We start from the raw sequence: 15,553 nt of genomic DNA on the forward strand, positions 1-15,553 counted from the left end.
TTCATGCTTATTCGCGCAATCCTGATCACCACATTCGCTTTTATGGCAACGAGTGCCGGCATTCAAAATGCGATCGCTCAAGATGCTACTGTGAAATCCCTAGAGAAAACGAAACCGGCGCCCCGTCCAAAGTCCATGGACGCGATCAAAGAAGCCGTCAAGGATTTGACAGACGAGCAAAAGGAGAAACTCGAAGCCCTTCGAAAGAAAGCGGTCGCTCAGCAAACGGCTTTACGAAAATCCGCAAGCATCAGCTGGAGATTGTCAGAGCAACGCCGCGAAGCCTATGAGAAATTGAAAGCCAAGGGACTCAAGGGAAAAAAACTCTCTGCTCAAGCCAACAAGGAGGTCGGCTACACCAAAGAGCAAACCGTGGCCCAGACCAAGGTCGGTAAAGTCTGGAACGACTATCGATACGCGATCGTCAACGTGTTGTCTGCCGAGCAAAAACGCCAACTTCCAACGTGGTTGACCGACGGACATGCCGCCCGTGCGAAAGCAGAGAAAGTGAAAGCTGCCGCGAAGAAAAAGTCGTAGACTGGGTTGCCGATCCAATTTTAGGCACGGGCTCTACGCGAGATCGACCAGGTATCGATGTACCAGGCAATCCCGATCGATTCCGTTGCAGCACGACCGGTCAACTCGATTTTAGTAAAACGCACTTCGCAACTGCTGGAAATCGCATTTCCTGATTTAGATTGGCTTCACAACTGTGGCAGCGTACTGTTGGTCGATCGAGGCAATGAACACCCTGAGTGGGCATTGATTACAGGCCGCATTGCGGCCAAGCAAACGGTTGCGTGGCAAGCGCTCCTGCGGCTAGTGGGTGCCCGAAATTCCAGGACCGGAAAACAACGGGTTCATTGGTGCGCCCCTGTGTTTTGATATTGTAGCTACCTTCCTCCGATTAATGATCGCGAGAAGATAGCGTTGCACCAAACTTCGATGCCAGATCCCCCATTTCCGCGTTTCGAGACTAAGTCGATGAACCCCCGTGCAAAGTCGTGCTTCGTGATTCCAATTCTGGCAGCTTGCTTTCTCGTTTGGGTTCCTGCCGCGGCTGAGGTTCCCGGCTTGAAGCGACTGGAGGAGCTCGGCGCGACCGTGAAGCAGTCAGGGGGTGTGCTGATTGATTTGCGAATTGACTGCACCGACCTGACAGACGCCGACTACAAGTTGATTGGTGGTTTGACGACCTTGAAATCGATCTCCATCAGTGGCAAGCCGATGATGGACCGGCACCTTGCTTTGCTTTCGGGGCTTTCGCAGTTGGAAACGTTTCAGATCAATGGAACTCAGCTGACAGACGACGGCTATCGGCATTTTGCCGCTTTTGAAAAGCTGCGTCGGTTGTCATTGTTTCATCCATCTCGAGACGTCAAAGAATTCACAGGCAAGGGGTTGGCTCACCTGAAACCGCTTGCCAACTTGCGTCGGTTGACATTTGCCGGCGCCACAGCCGGTGACGAAGCATTCAAAGCAGTCGGAAAATTGACGCAACTGGAGGAGTTCAGCCAATGGCACAATTGGGAGTCGCCCGACGCGATCAAACAGTTGGTCGATTTGCGATTGAAAAAACTGAAAATGGGGCAGCGACTTCCAAGCCGGAGTTCGGAGCGGCTAGTAAGTTTGAACGATAACACGCTTGATACGATCGCCAAGATGAAATCTCTGGAGTCCGTCGATTTGCAGGAAGCGAGATTAACCTACACAGGTCTTCAACAATTGAAAAAGTTGAAACACCTGACGACTGTCAAACTCAAATGGGTCGATGTCTCGGACGCCGACATCGCGAAACTGCGACACGAACTCTCCGACGTGTCGATCGAGTGGGAGCCGCTTTCCGACCAGGACGAACAGAGTCTACTGGTCAAGAAATTAAAGCTCTGAATCGCGGCAGCACACGACTTGGCCTTCATCACCAACGGCTCGTTCAATGGTTTTGCGGGAGATCGTAGCGACGTGCGCATGTTGAAAAAGCGAGGCAACGCCTAGAAAAAAGACAGCGTCCACAATTCGGAAAGAGACGCCAACGAGAGGCAAAACAAAGTGAGTGATCTCGAGCCAGTAATCTTGCGTGCAAATCTTTTCGCGATAGAGTTTTTTACGCGATAGAGGAAACGGACCTCCCCTCATTCCCATTTGATGTCCTGTTGCCACCGATTCGCATCGATGAACTGCGTCACAACGTGCAGATGGTGACTGTCGTAGAATGGCGCGACACCCTGTCCGTCCGCCCGAATCAGTCACAGATAAAATGAAACCTCTCTTTGCCACCTTCTTAGCTACCTGCTTGACTTGCCTGCCCGCGGTTGCTCAGAACAAATAACGGCAGCTGCAGCGGAAAGCCCAGCCTCGCTGGTGAATCGTTGCGCGGAACTGAGTGCGGCTGAGAAAATAGCGTTGTCGGATGCGATTCAGGGAAAAGCGTGGAGGCGGCTCAATCCTGAACGACGACTCGAATTGCAAAAAGCGGCAGTCAGTTATTCGGAACAAGTTTTGGGACTTGGCGCAAATGGCGATCTCAAAGTCGTGAAGAATGAAGTTGGCAAACAGCTTTTGAAAATCGCGGGGGACTACCTGCACAATCTTCCGCCCGGAGAGGTGCCCGCCCACGCAGCGGCACAGGATCTTTAAGGCGCGATCCCCGCGTCTGCGGAGCGGCGCACCGGCGTGGCGGAGATCAACCCGCGACGAGTGCGAATGCACTCGACGGGATACTATGCGGCTCCCGGCGAGGTTGTAGTGGTCGAAGTGCCCGAGACATGGACGGACCGAGGGTTAAAGATCTGGATATCCCGACATCGTGACACCATTCCAATGAAAAGAACAGTGTCACGCACTCCGCGCAGTCCTGCCCGCGACTTTTCTGTGAACACGTCTCGCACCGAAGTGGCTGCGACATACGGCGGAGCTGTTTACATCGACACCGGCAACGAACCAATCGACGCCGATCCTTTCCGTGTTAAGTTTAACAATGCGCTGCCTGCCCCCATTTGCGTGCACGGCAACACAACACTGGATGAATGGCAAAACACACAGCGCAAACACCCGGCTCCCTACGCCGAATATCTCGGCCGAAACGTGGCGATTTCGTCTTCTGCGGATTGGATTCGGGATCTTGAAGACACGGATTCGCTGACGGACTACTGGGATGGAGTCGTTGAACTGCATGACCAACTGGGCGGGTACACGGAGATGCGAAAAATGCCGGAGCGCATCAATGTGGACTGTCAGGTATCCGTCGGGCTTTTCATGCTGGATATCCAACCCAAGGTCCTCAGAGCCAGTGCCGTGGAGTGGTTGATCTGCCCCAGCTGACTCCGACAGGCAATTGGGGATGGTTTCACGAACTGGGCCACGAAGCGCAACGTCGGCCCGACAAATCGTGGAGCTGGAACAATCCCTACACCTTCGACGGATCAATCGAGGTCACCGTGAATCTGTATTCCGCGCACGCTTTCGATCAACTCGGAATGCGGGACAGAAAAGGCTGGACCTGGACAGCCAGTTCCGAGGCCGTCGAGGAAAAAGCCACCACGTTTCTCGACAAGGGGAAGACTTACGCAGAAGGAAATGCTGGCGAAAAACTGGCGATGCATCTCCAGGTTCGTCATGCCTTTGGATGGGACGTCTATCGAGAAGTCCTGCCGGGCTACAGTAAGCAGCAAGACGACGACCCAAGCCAGCTTCCCAAGAGCGAACAAGCCGAGCGCGACGCTTGGCTGGTCCGTATGTCAAAAGCCACCGGACACAACTTGAGTTCATTCTACGGCGAGGCCTGGTGCATTCCGCTCAGCCCAGAAGCCATCAAAGAGGTCGAAGATCTTCCTAAGTGGAGCAGCGTGGAATCGAAAGACTGACACGGTGCTGACAGGGGAAGATCAGCTTTGCAGAAGGAGCTGCAGGAAAATTCAAGCGCGAAGCAACCATTGGCTTGGTGCTCCAGAACGCTTGCTCGCGAAAATGCTGCGGCAATTTCGCGGCATCTTAATCTACGATTGGCAGGTCGGCGTACAGGCCTGTGATTCGCCGAGGGATGATGGACTCTTCTGGGCTTTGACACTCCGACGCAAGTTCGCTCAACAGCTCTTCGCGTCGACTGATTTCTCGTTTCGTACGTACCATTAGGTTGCTCCTTCAGATTCAAATAGAATCCATCGCAACCAGTTACACAAATCTTCATACAGGCCCGTCAGAACCCAGAATAGTCACAGAGAATTGCATTCGACTTGGCCGATGAATGCGATAACATTTGCCTCAACATTCTCCCCCAGGGCGCAAACTGCATTTCGCTCAATGCAATCAAGTCGAGTCAGGCCGGTTCCCTCTGGCCGCCATTGCGGGGCGAATCGTCTTGTACATGACAACCGCTGGTCACAACCGATTTATTTCGTCGTGAGCACATTCCGCCCGGTGGGAACCGGCACCACGACTGACCTGATCACCGAATCTGTACCCAGCCAAGCGTTGCAAAGAAGGAATTCATCCGGCCGAATGCGTGGGGAAAGAAATCCGATCAACACGAGTTTGTCTTTGGGAGCATTTGGACCAAGACCGGATATTGTCGTTCGCTGACGAAGATTTGGTTTTTCTCTGTCACATTTTTCTGACGAGTTCGCTTACAGAGGTATGAGCCTAACCACCCCCTTCAAAAGTCGAAAGCTAAGTCAAATGTTCAAGAAACTCACCGCTACCGTGGCACTCGCAGCCATCTTCGTCTGCTCGGCAAATACCTATGCGGTCGACTTTGAATTTGTCGGCAAAAGGCAGGACGTCTTGAAGATTCACAGCAGCGAAGTCGGGACAGAACGCTTTGAACTCTCAATCTCAGGCGGAGTTCTTACCATCGATCATTCGTTCAATAAACAGTCGACGCAGACGCATCTGTCTGCCAACCTGCTTGTCTCTATCGTTTTTGAGGGCGACGACGATCGAGACGAGTTCTTTAACTGGACCGAAAAGCGATTGGTCGCGTTTGGAAATGCTGGGAACGACGAGATCTGGGGCGGTAGCGCCGGCGACTCGATTTCAGGTGGCCCTGGCAAAGACTATCTTTTTGGCCGTGGCGGAGATGATGACCTGTTCCCCGGACTGGACTGGAATGAGGGGACGATCGACGGTGGTGACGGATACGACTATGCCGAAGTCAATACAGTTGAGCTGCATGTCATGTTCTATGTCTATCGATACATCCCGAATTATGATCGAGCTCCCCGCGATATCGAAGTGCTCGATCAAAAAGACGTTCCGATGTCAATCGACGAATTCCTTGCTATTCAATAAACGGGAATTTGGGAATCCGGATATGCATTGAAACGGTACGATTTCCCGACGCCTCCATCTAAACGCAATAGCCCTGTCACTTGACTGGGCTCTTGTTTTGCGTTCCATGGCTTTGCAGATTCGAGACAAAGCCTTAGGAGAAAGAAACTTGGTCCGGTACTGCTTCCGAAAACAGCCAGCATCACCGAAGGAGAACCTGACTGGGATTCAGCAACGTGCCCCAGAGGACGCCTAAACGAAATCGGTTAGCAAGAAAACGGTGCCTGAACAGAGAATCGATTCTCGTAGATCCTAACAAACAGCCATCAAAATTCCGACAAGGCTTCGGTGATATCAGCAACGTTCCCGTCGTTGTCCATGGTTTGCGTGATGTGCAGGAATGCGTTCGACAATGGCGTTCACTCGGGGTAGCGATGCGACTCGCCCGATGAGACCATGAATCGATCGGAGTTGAACCGGACATCATTGCTTGACAATCGCTTTGGCTAGCGGGCAGGTCGCGCAATCGACTTCGGTTCCACGTCGATACTTTTCCAGCAATCGACGCGATTCCTCCGCCAGCATTCGGCGAACCTCGCGGCGCTTTCCTTTAACTCTTGCGATCGTCATATGATCGTAGGCGGTGGTTTGATGACGCATCCAGGCGATTACTGCGGACTCGGCGCGACGCTCGAGGGGAATTCGCTGCGTTCGCGCGACGGTTCCGCTTCCGACGGGCGTTGCGTGATCAGTGACGGCGGTTGCCAAGTGCTTTGCTAAGTCGTCATAGCATGAATCAAAACGCAGAAACGCGACGACCGCTCCATGAAAGTCTTCGACGTAGGCGGCTTGCTTCTTTTGCCGACGATCCGCGTCGGCAGCTTTTCGTTTGGCGTATTGTGGCTTGTCGCGGTCGGCGGCGACGGAAGACTTGGCAATCTGTATTTGATCGGCAGGTGCCCAAACACCTTTGGAAAAACTTCGGCGCCCCTTTTTCTCTTTGACCGTCCACGTTGGCCCAAGTGATTTCAGTCGGCGCGTCAAACCCGCGTCACCGGGTGGCAACAATTCCCAGCTGGCGGGAACAGTTCGAATCTGTCCGTCAGACATTTTCACCGAACGATCATCGGGACCGGGGGAAACGTCCAATTTTTCATGCGCCATCTTTGTTTACCTAACTAATCCCATGCCGCTGACTTTCAAACACCATCCCGCCAGAGTTACGTACCAAAGAAACTCTCGGCAATTTCCCACCCGGGCTTCAGTCCGATAAAGGAAATCCTTTTCCTGCCCCCTTTTGGCGGCGCGATCCCAAGAACCTGGAAAGGTTTCGTCGCGGACAGGCGTGGTTCTCCGTTTTCGGCACAGCGCATTGCATGCTGTCTGTCACCAGATGTTTGCAGGACTGCCCCTGCAGTCCCATGATTCTCATTCGTGCATTTCCCTATCGTTGGGAAACCAAGAAAGGTATCAGACACACGTCAAGTACGATTGGCAATAGAGCACCTGTCTGCTTCATGCATTGCTCGGCAGTGCGAAAATGATTCGGAATCGATCGTCGCCGACAAAAGAAGAGGGGTTAGGGCGTCGCTTCAAACGGAACCCACTGAATGTCTGTCGGGTGTTCGTCTGATTCCAAACGCGTCGAGTGCATCAGTTGGATTTTCCAGCGGTCGTCCTCTTTGACCATCACGGCGCTTTCGAGCCAAACCAGGGTCCGCAGCTTACTTTCACGACGAATCTCGGCCTTGTTCCAATAGCTCACCCAAGCCACGCCGCCGTTCTGCCGAGCTCGAATCTGCTTGAAGAAGTTCTTCCGCTGGTACGGTTTGCCCTTGGGTTGGACCGCATCGATGAGTTTCTGCATCGTCCAGTCTTCGCCATGCTCGAGTAATTGGAAGTCCTCGGTGGCAGTCTCCTGCATCGCCTTGCCATCGTGCCGCGACATCGCGTCAAACATTTCTTTCACCGGCGCAAATGCGGGATGGTCCGCAGCTTCCGCCATCCCCCTAGCAAATAGAACTCCCCCAAGGCAAAACCCAACACACAAACTCTGCCGCAACAAAACACTGACATTCACAACTTCCACTCCAGCTACGTAAACGAATCCGGGACGATCTCCCCATTCTACCTGGAGACTCAATCTTGTTTCGATCCGTTGTAGCCAAAGATTCTTTTGGGCACTGACGCGTTTGTTGCCGCTCCCAAATCGATGTCGTTTGCACCTGTCGCAGCAAGCCACCGACAAAGCTTTGAATCGTCGAACGGTCCAACTCCAGCGGTTTCGCACGCGTTGTTCACTGCCGGGTGTATTTCTGATTTCGTTACCGGATTACGATGCCCCGCTGCCCACCAAACTGTTGGCTGCCGACATGGATTCCATCAATCTCTTCGTTCTGGTTCAGACTCTCCGCTCCCCATCAAGCTTCATAGAATAGGAGGAAGCAGTGGGACCGAAGAAAGTTTGCAAGTGAGATTTCGGCACTGTCATCTACCGTGCGATTGACGACGAGGCTCTCGGATGGCGGTTGAACACTGTGCAAACTGCTAAACTGAGCCAAACTGAACGCCGTGATTGCTGCCACGCCTGCTAAGATGAGTGGCCGTTTCACATTGCCGTCGCAAATTGACAGGAGGCCGTTGCCTTGAAGTTCAGATGGGTATCCCGATTAGTGGTTGCGACGCTACTGGTTTCGAGCGTCAGCTTTGCGCAGCGGGGTCGCTGGCGCGGAGGCGACCGGCTTCCGCCAGATCGAAGCGAATATCCAACTTGGGAAGTCGCCCCTGCCTTTCCCAACGACGTGTTTACGTTTGTGCGAGTGCAGTATGACTCTGTCCGCGGCTACGGTCGTGGTCGAGGGGGAAGTTCTTGGGACAATGACTACCCCCACAGCGAATGGAACTTCTCGATTCGTCTGCACCAACTGACATCCATGAAGGTAGACCCCAATGGCAAGGTGCTTCGGCTAACCGCCCCCGAACTATTGGACTATCCCTTCATCTACATGAACGGCGTCGGCAGCATGGAGCTGCACGAAGCAGAAGTCGTTGCGTTGCGACGTTACTTGGCCAACGGCGGTTTCTTGATGCTGGACGACTTCTGGGGCGACCGCGAATGGCAAGTCGTCACCGAGCAGTTGGCGCGGGCCGTTCCGAATTGGAAGCCACAGGAGCTGCCGCTTCGCCACGAAATTTTCCACACCGTCTACGATCTAAAAAAGAAGCCGCAGGTGCTTGGCATTCGTCATTGGCGAGTGGGACAGACTTTCGAGGACCACGGCCCCGGTAGCGACACAGGGCCAAACTTTCAGGGAATCTTTGACGACAAAGGTCGCCTTGCAGTACTGCTTTGTCACAACAACGATCTTGGTGACGGATGGGAACGCGAGGGAGAAAACATCGACTTCTTCAACGAATACGCGGTCAAATACTCCTACCCCATGGGGATCAACATCATCACCTACGTGATGACGCACTGAGTATCCTACGATTTGCACCACCGTGTTTTTTCAAACTCAACACCGGATTGACCGCAGGCATTGATCTCCAGGGCTACCAAGCTGTTGAATATGGAACGCTCCTACTGACAATGCCGTCGCGGGGACATGCCCAACGCGAAACTACAGCTGTTTTGCGTGGCATATGGTCCTGCAAAGCTTGGTTGCTTTCTACGTGAACTCTATGGTACAGCCAGCCAAATCAGAACCGCGATCAACACGGTGCCGGCAATCATCGTCACGATTCCTTTGTTGCGTCGCAGTCGCAGCCAAAACACTAGCATCATGCCGGACACGGAGATCAAGCACAGAACAACCGCAGATACATCGATCACCAATGACCAAATCGGCCCAGTGTCGCGTCCCTTGTGTAGATCATTGATGACTGCAATGAATCCTTGTTTAATCTCGGTGATCTCGTAGTCGCCACTTTCATTGTCGACAAAAACATCGGCGGAATAGCCGGGCCCAGCAAACGCTACGACGCTTTGAAATTCGTCGATCGAAAACTCTTTCACCTCACCGCTCAGGTGATGCTTGGCCCGCAGATATTCTGCAACATTGAGGCGTGCGGTGGTTGAATCAGGGTCGCGTAACTGCGAGATCAGTGACTCGTCGAGACGCCCCTTGATCGTGAACGCACTTTCGCTGTCGCCGAAAAACCAGCCAGCGTGATTCAACGTGATTCCAGTCACACTAAAAAACAAGGTGGCGGCCAGCCCGAAGAGCGAAACATAGATATGCAGCCAACGGACAAAAGCAGCAAACTTATTCTTGCGTTTCTTGGATGGCTTTGCGTTGGCCCTGTTTGGTTTCAAGTCAGACTCGGGCACGGCACTACTTCGACGCTCCGGTTTGGTAGTCCAACCGGACCGATTTGATCTCGTTGTTTCCCGAAAGCGATTTCTTGAACGGCTTGCCCAGTTCGATCGATTCCTTAATCAACTGATACGTACCGTGCTCGCGTGCCGATTCGACGTAGAACATGTACTCGCCTGGTGGCAAAACCTTTCCATCGTTGTCCGTGCCATCCCACGCGAACTTGTACTTACCGGGCGACCGTGTTGCCCCCGACATTCCGTCGATCAAACTTTCGTCTTCTACCAATAGACGCATTCGATCGGATTTGTACCACTGACGCAAATCAGGATGCCAGCGTGGTCCAGGATTGTTCTTCATCAGCCACAACGCAATCGTTTTGACTGGAAACCTATCTTTGTCTTCCACCCATACGGCCACGTAGGGCTTGCGGTAACGTCGCGATGCATCGGGCCGATTGATTTCGACTTCGACCACCATCCGGCCCGACGTCTTAGTTGCCTTCGCAGCCCTGGTTTCAGCGATACTGGGGGTTGGCAAAACGAGCAACAAAAAGCCCACGACGGCGAATACAGAGCGCATGATGATCAATCAACACAGTTCGAGCGAACAAGAAAGAGAAGAGTACTTGGCTTTGTAACACCAGAGTTGGGCAAGAGTTTCGCTTGGAAATTCGTTGTTAGCAATGACGAGCAGATTCGCAGTAACGTTTCAAAACCTCCGATCCAATTGCAGCGTCGCCAACGATATGGCGTGGCGAATAGAAACATCGTCCACGAGCAACTAAGGGATCAAGTCGCCTTGATCTAAACAAACAAAGCGTCTGAATTCACTCCCTAGATTCGCGTTGATTCCAGCGGCCGTCTCCCCAACTTTCGTTTCATCATCCCAGCAGATGGGGTGTGTCGACGATGTTGGCCATAGAAACGCCTAGCATGGCTGCTTCGGACGGCGTGCCGTCTGCATCCAGCGCGAACAGCATCCAGGTTCCGGGGACCATCATGTTGGCGTTCAGGGTGGTGACTTCGATTGTGTTGCTATCGATACGAGTGAAAGCAAGTTCGACGAACCGATTGTCGCTGTTGACGGCATGAGTCAGTGCACCACTGCGGACTGCCGTGATTCGATCAATCGCATTGGCATCTTCCACATCAATCGTAAACGTGTCGCTATTGCTAACGTTGGAAGGAGCGTCGGTGATTACTGGGCGATCCGCCAAGGTGCCATCGGCATTGTACAGATAGCCGGGCGCATAAAACTCAGCGTTCAAGTTTTTTAGGGGCCCCGGAGCACCACCACCCGCTGCCCAGATTGTTCCATTGGGCAACAGCAGATGCGTTGAGTGATAGAGCCGCCCGAGTTCGATGTCTTCGACCACTTCGACTTCGTTCGTCGCCGGATCCCAGATCTCGGTGGCGTAAACCGCCGTGCTCAGCACATTGAACTGCGTGCTCCCGCCGGTGATGATGACGCGGCCGTCCGGCAGCATGCTCATGCCGCCATCGCGTCGTGCTGATTGCACATCCGCAACCGCAGTGAACGTCGGGTTTGCGTCACTGAGGTCTCCGACGTAGATCTTTGCGTTCGTACCGACGAACGCAATTTTGTCGACGTCGTACATCACGCCAGGCGATGCGTTGGAGTGAGGCACGCCAGCGGTTCCGATCTGCTGGGAAGTTCCCGAGCCAGCGGTGTTGATCCGATACATTGATCCGCTGTTGGACATTACTACGACGCTGCCGTCACTGGTCACCCACATCTTGGGATAGTAGTAATTGATGTTCATGTTGACGCCGGTCAGCGTTCGCCAGCCAGTCGTCGCGTTGAATACTTCGGGGATGTCTTCACCGCCGCCAGTTCCGCCCAGAACAAGGATTTCGCCATTGGGCAGTCCGATACTGCTGCCATACCAGCGGTCGTATTCCATCTCGCCTTGGGTTGCATCGCGGATCGTCATGTCCGTGTAGTCAAACACCAGCACATCGTTGACCGCACCGTTGACCGGTCCGCCTTCGCCACGCGCGTCGCCGCCGAAGATCATGACGTTGCCGGTGACCGGATCGATCGACATGTTCGAGCAGAAAATGTCGGTGTCAGTCGTATTGGGTAGAACCACTTCTTCACCAGTTTCTGGATCGTAGATGCTGTAGATGAACTGACCACTTTGCATTCCCAAAGCAGTTGTGCCAAAGCTAAAAACTTTCCCGTCGGGCAAAACGATCGCGTGAATCGGAATTAGGCCCAACGGTTCCACGTCGCTCCATTCGCCGTCGCCTTCGGCATCGATGTCGGCTAAGTAGCTTGAATTGGCAAACTGAAAGTATCCGTTGCTGTGAAGGACTTCGGACTCACGGAAACCAGGTGAGACACCGTCGGCAGCTGTCCAAGTACCCGTCGAGAAAACAGCGGGGCTTTCGGTTTGATAAGCCTTTGAGTCAACGGAGATGTAGTCGACTTCCAGATTGGTATCGATGCCCTGCGCCGGATCGTAAATATCGCCGATGAATTCGACTCGAATGTCTTCCGCCTCGACCGTGTTGGCATGCGTGTAGACAAAGGTTTGGAAAGAGCCAATGTTTCTTGTGTTGAACGTCCGAACAACGTCCCCATCAATCACCAAGTTGAATTGTTCGAATCCTTGCTGTCCGCGAGCACGCACCAGGATCTGGGAGCCGTCATTTTGGCTGCCGAATTGGAAATAGCCCCGGGTGTGCAACGTCTCGCCGCGTCCGAATCCTGGCACGATGCCATCTTCAGCAGTCCACGTGCCGGTTGAGTAGACCGTCGAACCTTCCGTTTGAAAGGTTTGACCATCGATGGTGATGTAATCAACGGTTAAGTTTTCATCAATGCCGTTGGCGGGATCCCAACGGTTGCTGGTCAATTCGATTCGCACGTCATCTGGGACCACGCTTTCGTTGTGCGTATAAGTAAACGATTGAAACTGCGCCGTCGCTTGATACGAGGCCGCAAATTCACCGTTGATCAGCAAAGTAAACTGCTCGGTCCCCTCGTCACCGCGAACGAACAATTCAATCTCAGACGCTGGACCACTATTGACAGTGGGAAACTGAAAGTAGCCGTCGGAGTGCAGCGTTTCGCTTTCGCGAAAACCGGCAACGATTCCATCTTCAGATTTCCAGGTTCCGGTCGAAAAGACGTTCGGTGATTCAGTCTGAATCACAGTCCCTTCGACGACAATGCTGTCGACGATCAGATTGCGATCGATGCCCGCCGCTTCATCGTACAGGTCGTTCGTGAAGACAACGCGTATCTCGCTCGAACGAGCGTCGGCGGTTGTCTGATAGGTGAAGTCTTGCAATTCGGTGCCGATGCCTTCAAAGGTCGCAACGGTAGCCCCATCAATTTGCAATGCCATATCTTCATCGCCAGTTGTTCCCTGAGCGCGAATCGTGATGGGCATCACAGCAGTGTAGTTCTGCCGTGTACGGGCATCGAAGGCCAGTCCGGATTCGATCGTGCCGACACTCCGTTCCAAAATCCAGTTTCCATCCAGAGATGCAGCACCGGTATTGTCAGTCGATGCGGCAACGTCGGCGCCAGTCAATTTGGCGATCTGGTCGATCAAGTTCAGACCGCTAGCGTCGGCACCTGTTTCACATCCGTAGATCAGGATGTCTGCCGAATCAGTCAGTGAATGCGACCAGCCCCGCAAACTGTCCTGTCGCTGTTGGATCGTGTCGGCGTCCACCAACTGATTGCCTAGTTGAACTTGACCGGCTTGGCCATGGGCAACAATGTGCACACTTTGAACATGAGTGCGTCGCGCAAGAACTTCAGTGATTTGATTCAAACCGTCTTGATTGGGTTGCAGCAAAACCAATTCGTGATTCGCCGACAAACCGTCCACCAACGAGCTGATGTCATCGATGCTGGAATCAACGAAAACAATCTGAGCCGTTTTGGAATCGGACACACTCACCGCCGAGACTTCGGGCGTTTGGCTGACCGCCACGCCACAATCAGCCGCCAACATCAAGCGTTGCTCCAAAGCGGAAACACTCCAGCTTGGGAATTGGCGTGCGCGACCAGATGATTTGCTGGAAAACGTGCGTGGCGATCGAATCATTGGTTGTCAGACTTGTCGGCGAAAAATTTGGCAAGGTCTACGAGGCCACCGATGGAAGAGAGATTCGGCGGCATTCGCCCACCCCGGCCCGAGCCACCTTGATTTCGCAAAACCTTGCGATGCAGTAAACTAGGGGAGATAAGCTGTTTGCCATGATACACAGGTTGTTTTGGCATGAGAATCTAACCGCCAAAAAAGTCTGAAACCTTAGCATCGGCGCTAGAGGTGGTGACCCGAAAGTAATTAATGCGTGACCAATTGATCTGAACTCAAGAAGATCACAAAGAGTTCCGCGCCTCTGGTGGATGCACTATTTTGTCAGCGAAATGCTGGTAAGAAAGGAGCCAACTAGCTCTGATCAATCCCCTCCCATCGAAGGTTTTCGCCAAGTGAAGCATTCCTCGATTGCAATGCTATTTGTCTTTCTTGCTTTCAGTTCAGACGCTAGTGCAAAAACCGCGAACGATGTCGAACCTCCCGCGGTTGTGATCATTCACGGAGCCTGGGGTGGTTCTCATCACTGGAAGCAAACGGCCGATCGGATCGCAGCAGAATACGAAGGCACTGTCCAACGTGCTTCTCTGACTGGCCTTGGCCCTCGCGTGCATCTGGCAACGAAAGAGACCGACCTGTCCACACACATTCAGGACGTCGTCAACCTGATCGAGTTCAACGATCTTCCGTCCGTGATATTGATCGCCCACAGTTACGGTGGCGTAGTTGCTTCCGGAGTCGCCGATGCCATCCCCGATCGCATCAAGCGAGTTGTTTATCTGGACGCGCACTTGTTAGACGATGGAGAATCCTACTTCAGTCATCATCCGGAAATGCAGTCGCAATTGACGAAGCGAGCGAACGAAGACGGTGATGGCTGGCTGATCCCGGTTGACTGGAAGAACAACGTCCGTGACGTGCCGCACCCATTGGCCACACTGACTCAGCCAATCAAACTCAAAGATCAATCGGCAAAAACGATTCGCTCGACTTACTGGTTGTTCACTGATGGTGGAAAAGCGGAAACCGATTCGCGTTACATGTACTTCCAACGAGCGCAGCAGCGCGGATGGCCAGTGCGAACTTTCACCTGGGGCCATAATCCTCAGCGTTCAATTCCGAATGAAGTTGCAGCGGAATTGCTGAATTCGATCACAGAGTGATTTGAAAGTGGAACAGTGCCGAATCTTTTGTTGAACGGCAGACATGGGTGACAAAGAGCGGTCAAATAGCCGGGAAAGTACCACCCGTAGGGCCAACGAGCTGAGACTCTTTTAGTCCGCCATGAAGGTATGTATCACTTAAAACACGCTGAACCATAGCTTTGTGTTCTAGCTGCAAATCGCTGTATCAAGTCCATTGACTCAGCAAAGAAGTCCTTTCAACGCAACATCGAAAACGGCAACGCGTTTTCAGATCTGAGAGCAGAGAATGCGCGGAACTGAATTCCCAAAAGGACCAATGGGAACACAACTGATTTGTGACGCTGGCTTCTCCTATGGCTTTGGGAAAGCTCAGCCCCACACTGTCGCTGGCGTGAACCGTCGAGCTCTAAACCGTTGAGCAATGGAACTGCCGAGCGTTGTTCACAAAGAAACAGGCACACGAAATTTGGTTCGCTCTCCGTTGCAGCGGCCTCCGGCGTTTCTCCTGGTAACCAGCGATTCAATTGCTGACCCCAGCTTTTCAATGGGAGGAAGGTTTACTTGGATGCGAACAAGCGGAAAAGTTTGCTTTGGCTTAGGCGCATCCAGTCCCCCTTGCTTGGTTGGTTGGTCGCTGAAACCGTCGCTGGGCAGCCTTGCGCGAGGGCTGTGTTTGCTGATCGCGACCAGCCGATAAGATCCCGAGGCGGTTTCGTCCGCACTTTTTTTTACTGCGTCGTTAC

General features: G+C 53.1%; 12 protein-coding genes and 1 pseudogene. 7 read left to right on the forward strand and 6 right to left on the reverse strand.

What is annotated here, in order from left to right:
• Positions 1–3 precede the first annotated feature (3 nt).
• The 4 genes and pseudogenes from K239x_RS16725 (at position 4) to K239x_RS28750 (ending at position 3,863) form a co-directional block, all read left to right on the forward strand.
• Positions 4–537 carry a hypothetical protein gene (locus K239x_RS16725; RefSeq protein WP_145419374.1) on the forward strand — a complete coding sequence of 178 codons (534 nt, stop codon included), beginning with the start codon at positions 4–6 and terminating at the stop codon, positions 535–537.
• Between the two features lie 447 nt (positions 538–984).
• Positions 985–1,890 carry a leucine-rich repeat domain-containing protein gene (locus K239x_RS16730; protein ID WP_145419375.1) on the forward strand — a complete coding sequence of 302 codons (906 nt, stop codon included), beginning with the start codon at positions 985–987 and terminating at the stop codon, positions 1,888–1,890.
• Positions 1,891–2,361: 471 nt separating this feature from the next.
• Positions 2,362–2,637: a hypothetical protein gene (locus tag K239x_RS16735; RefSeq protein ID WP_145419376.1), complete on the forward strand. Its 276-nt coding sequence runs from the start codon at positions 2,362–2,364 to the stop codon at positions 2,635–2,637.
• A gap of 66 nt (positions 2,638–2,703) precedes the next feature.
• Positions 2,704–3,863, forward strand: a pseudogene (locus K239x_RS28750) (M60 family metallopeptidase).
• Positions 3,864–3,990: 127 nt separating this feature from the next.
• On the opposite strand, the gene K239x_RS28755 reads toward K239x_RS28750, so the two are convergent.
• A complete protein-coding gene (locus tag K239x_RS28755; protein WP_419189061.1) occupies positions 3,991–4,128 on the reverse strand; it encodes a hypothetical protein in 138 nt (45 codons plus the stop codon).
• Positions 4,129–4,674: 546 nt separating this feature from the next.
• Here K239x_RS28755 and K239x_RS16750 point away from each other — a divergent pair.
• Positions 4,675–5,286: a calcium-binding protein gene (locus tag K239x_RS16750; RefSeq protein ID WP_145419379.1), complete on the forward strand. Its 612-nt coding sequence runs from the start codon at positions 4,675–4,677 to the stop codon at positions 5,284–5,286.
• A gap of 462 nt (positions 5,287–5,748) precedes the next feature.
• Here the strand turns inward: K239x_RS16750 and K239x_RS16755 are convergent, their stop codons facing one another.
• Positions 5,749–6,429: a DUF2293 domain-containing protein gene (locus K239x_RS16755; RefSeq protein ID WP_145419380.1), complete on the reverse strand. Its 681-nt coding sequence runs from the start codon at positions 6,427–6,429 to the stop codon at positions 5,749–5,751.
• Positions 6,430–6,844: 415 nt separating this feature from the next.
• A complete protein-coding gene (locus K239x_RS16760) occupies positions 6,845–7,408 on the reverse strand; it encodes a nuclear transport factor 2 family protein (RefSeq protein WP_145419381.1) in 564 nt (187 codons plus the stop codon).
• Between the two features lie 502 nt (positions 7,409–7,910).
• Between K239x_RS16760 and K239x_RS16765 the strand changes: the two genes are divergently transcribed.
• On the forward strand, positions 7,911–8,744 hold the full coding sequence (locus K239x_RS16765; RefSeq protein WP_145419382.1) for a DUF4159 domain-containing protein: 834 nt from the start codon (positions 7,911–7,913) through the stop codon (positions 8,742–8,744).
• 200 nt (positions 8,745–8,944) lie between these two features.
• Here K239x_RS16765 and K239x_RS16770 read toward each other — a convergent pair whose 3' ends face one another.
• From K239x_RS16770 to K239x_RS16780, 3 genes are all read right to left on the reverse strand, one after another.
• Positions 8,945–9,595, reverse strand: a complete 651-nt coding sequence (locus tag K239x_RS16770; RefSeq protein WP_145419383.1) for a PepSY-associated TM helix domain-containing protein — start codon at positions 9,593–9,595, stop codon at positions 8,945–8,947.
• A 4-nt stretch (positions 9,596–9,599) separates the two neighbouring features.
• Positions 9,600–10,163: a DUF2271 domain-containing protein gene (locus K239x_RS16775; protein WP_145419384.1), complete on the reverse strand. Its 564-nt coding sequence runs from the start codon at positions 10,161–10,163 to the stop codon at positions 9,600–9,602.
• A gap of 301 nt (positions 10,164–10,464) precedes the next feature.
• Complete coding sequence (locus K239x_RS16780; RefSeq protein WP_145419385.1) at positions 10,465–13,671, reverse strand: carbohydrate-binding domain-containing protein; 3,207 nt, start codon at positions 13,669–13,671, stop codon at positions 10,465–10,467.
• A 410-nt stretch (positions 13,672–14,081) separates the two neighbouring features.
• On the opposite strand from K239x_RS16780, the gene K239x_RS16785 reads away from it, so the two are divergent.
• Positions 14,082–14,828 (forward strand): alpha/beta hydrolase, encoded by a 747-nt coding sequence (locus K239x_RS16785; protein ID WP_419189062.1) that lies wholly within the window; start codon positions 14,082–14,084, stop codon positions 14,826–14,828.
• Positions 14,829–15,553: the final 725 nt, after the last annotated feature.

The sequence above is a fragment of the Stieleria marina genome (assembly GCA_007741555.1).
In the GTDB taxonomy this organism is placed as follows: domain Bacteria; phylum Planctomycetota; class Planctomycetia; order Pirellulales; family Pirellulaceae; genus K23-9.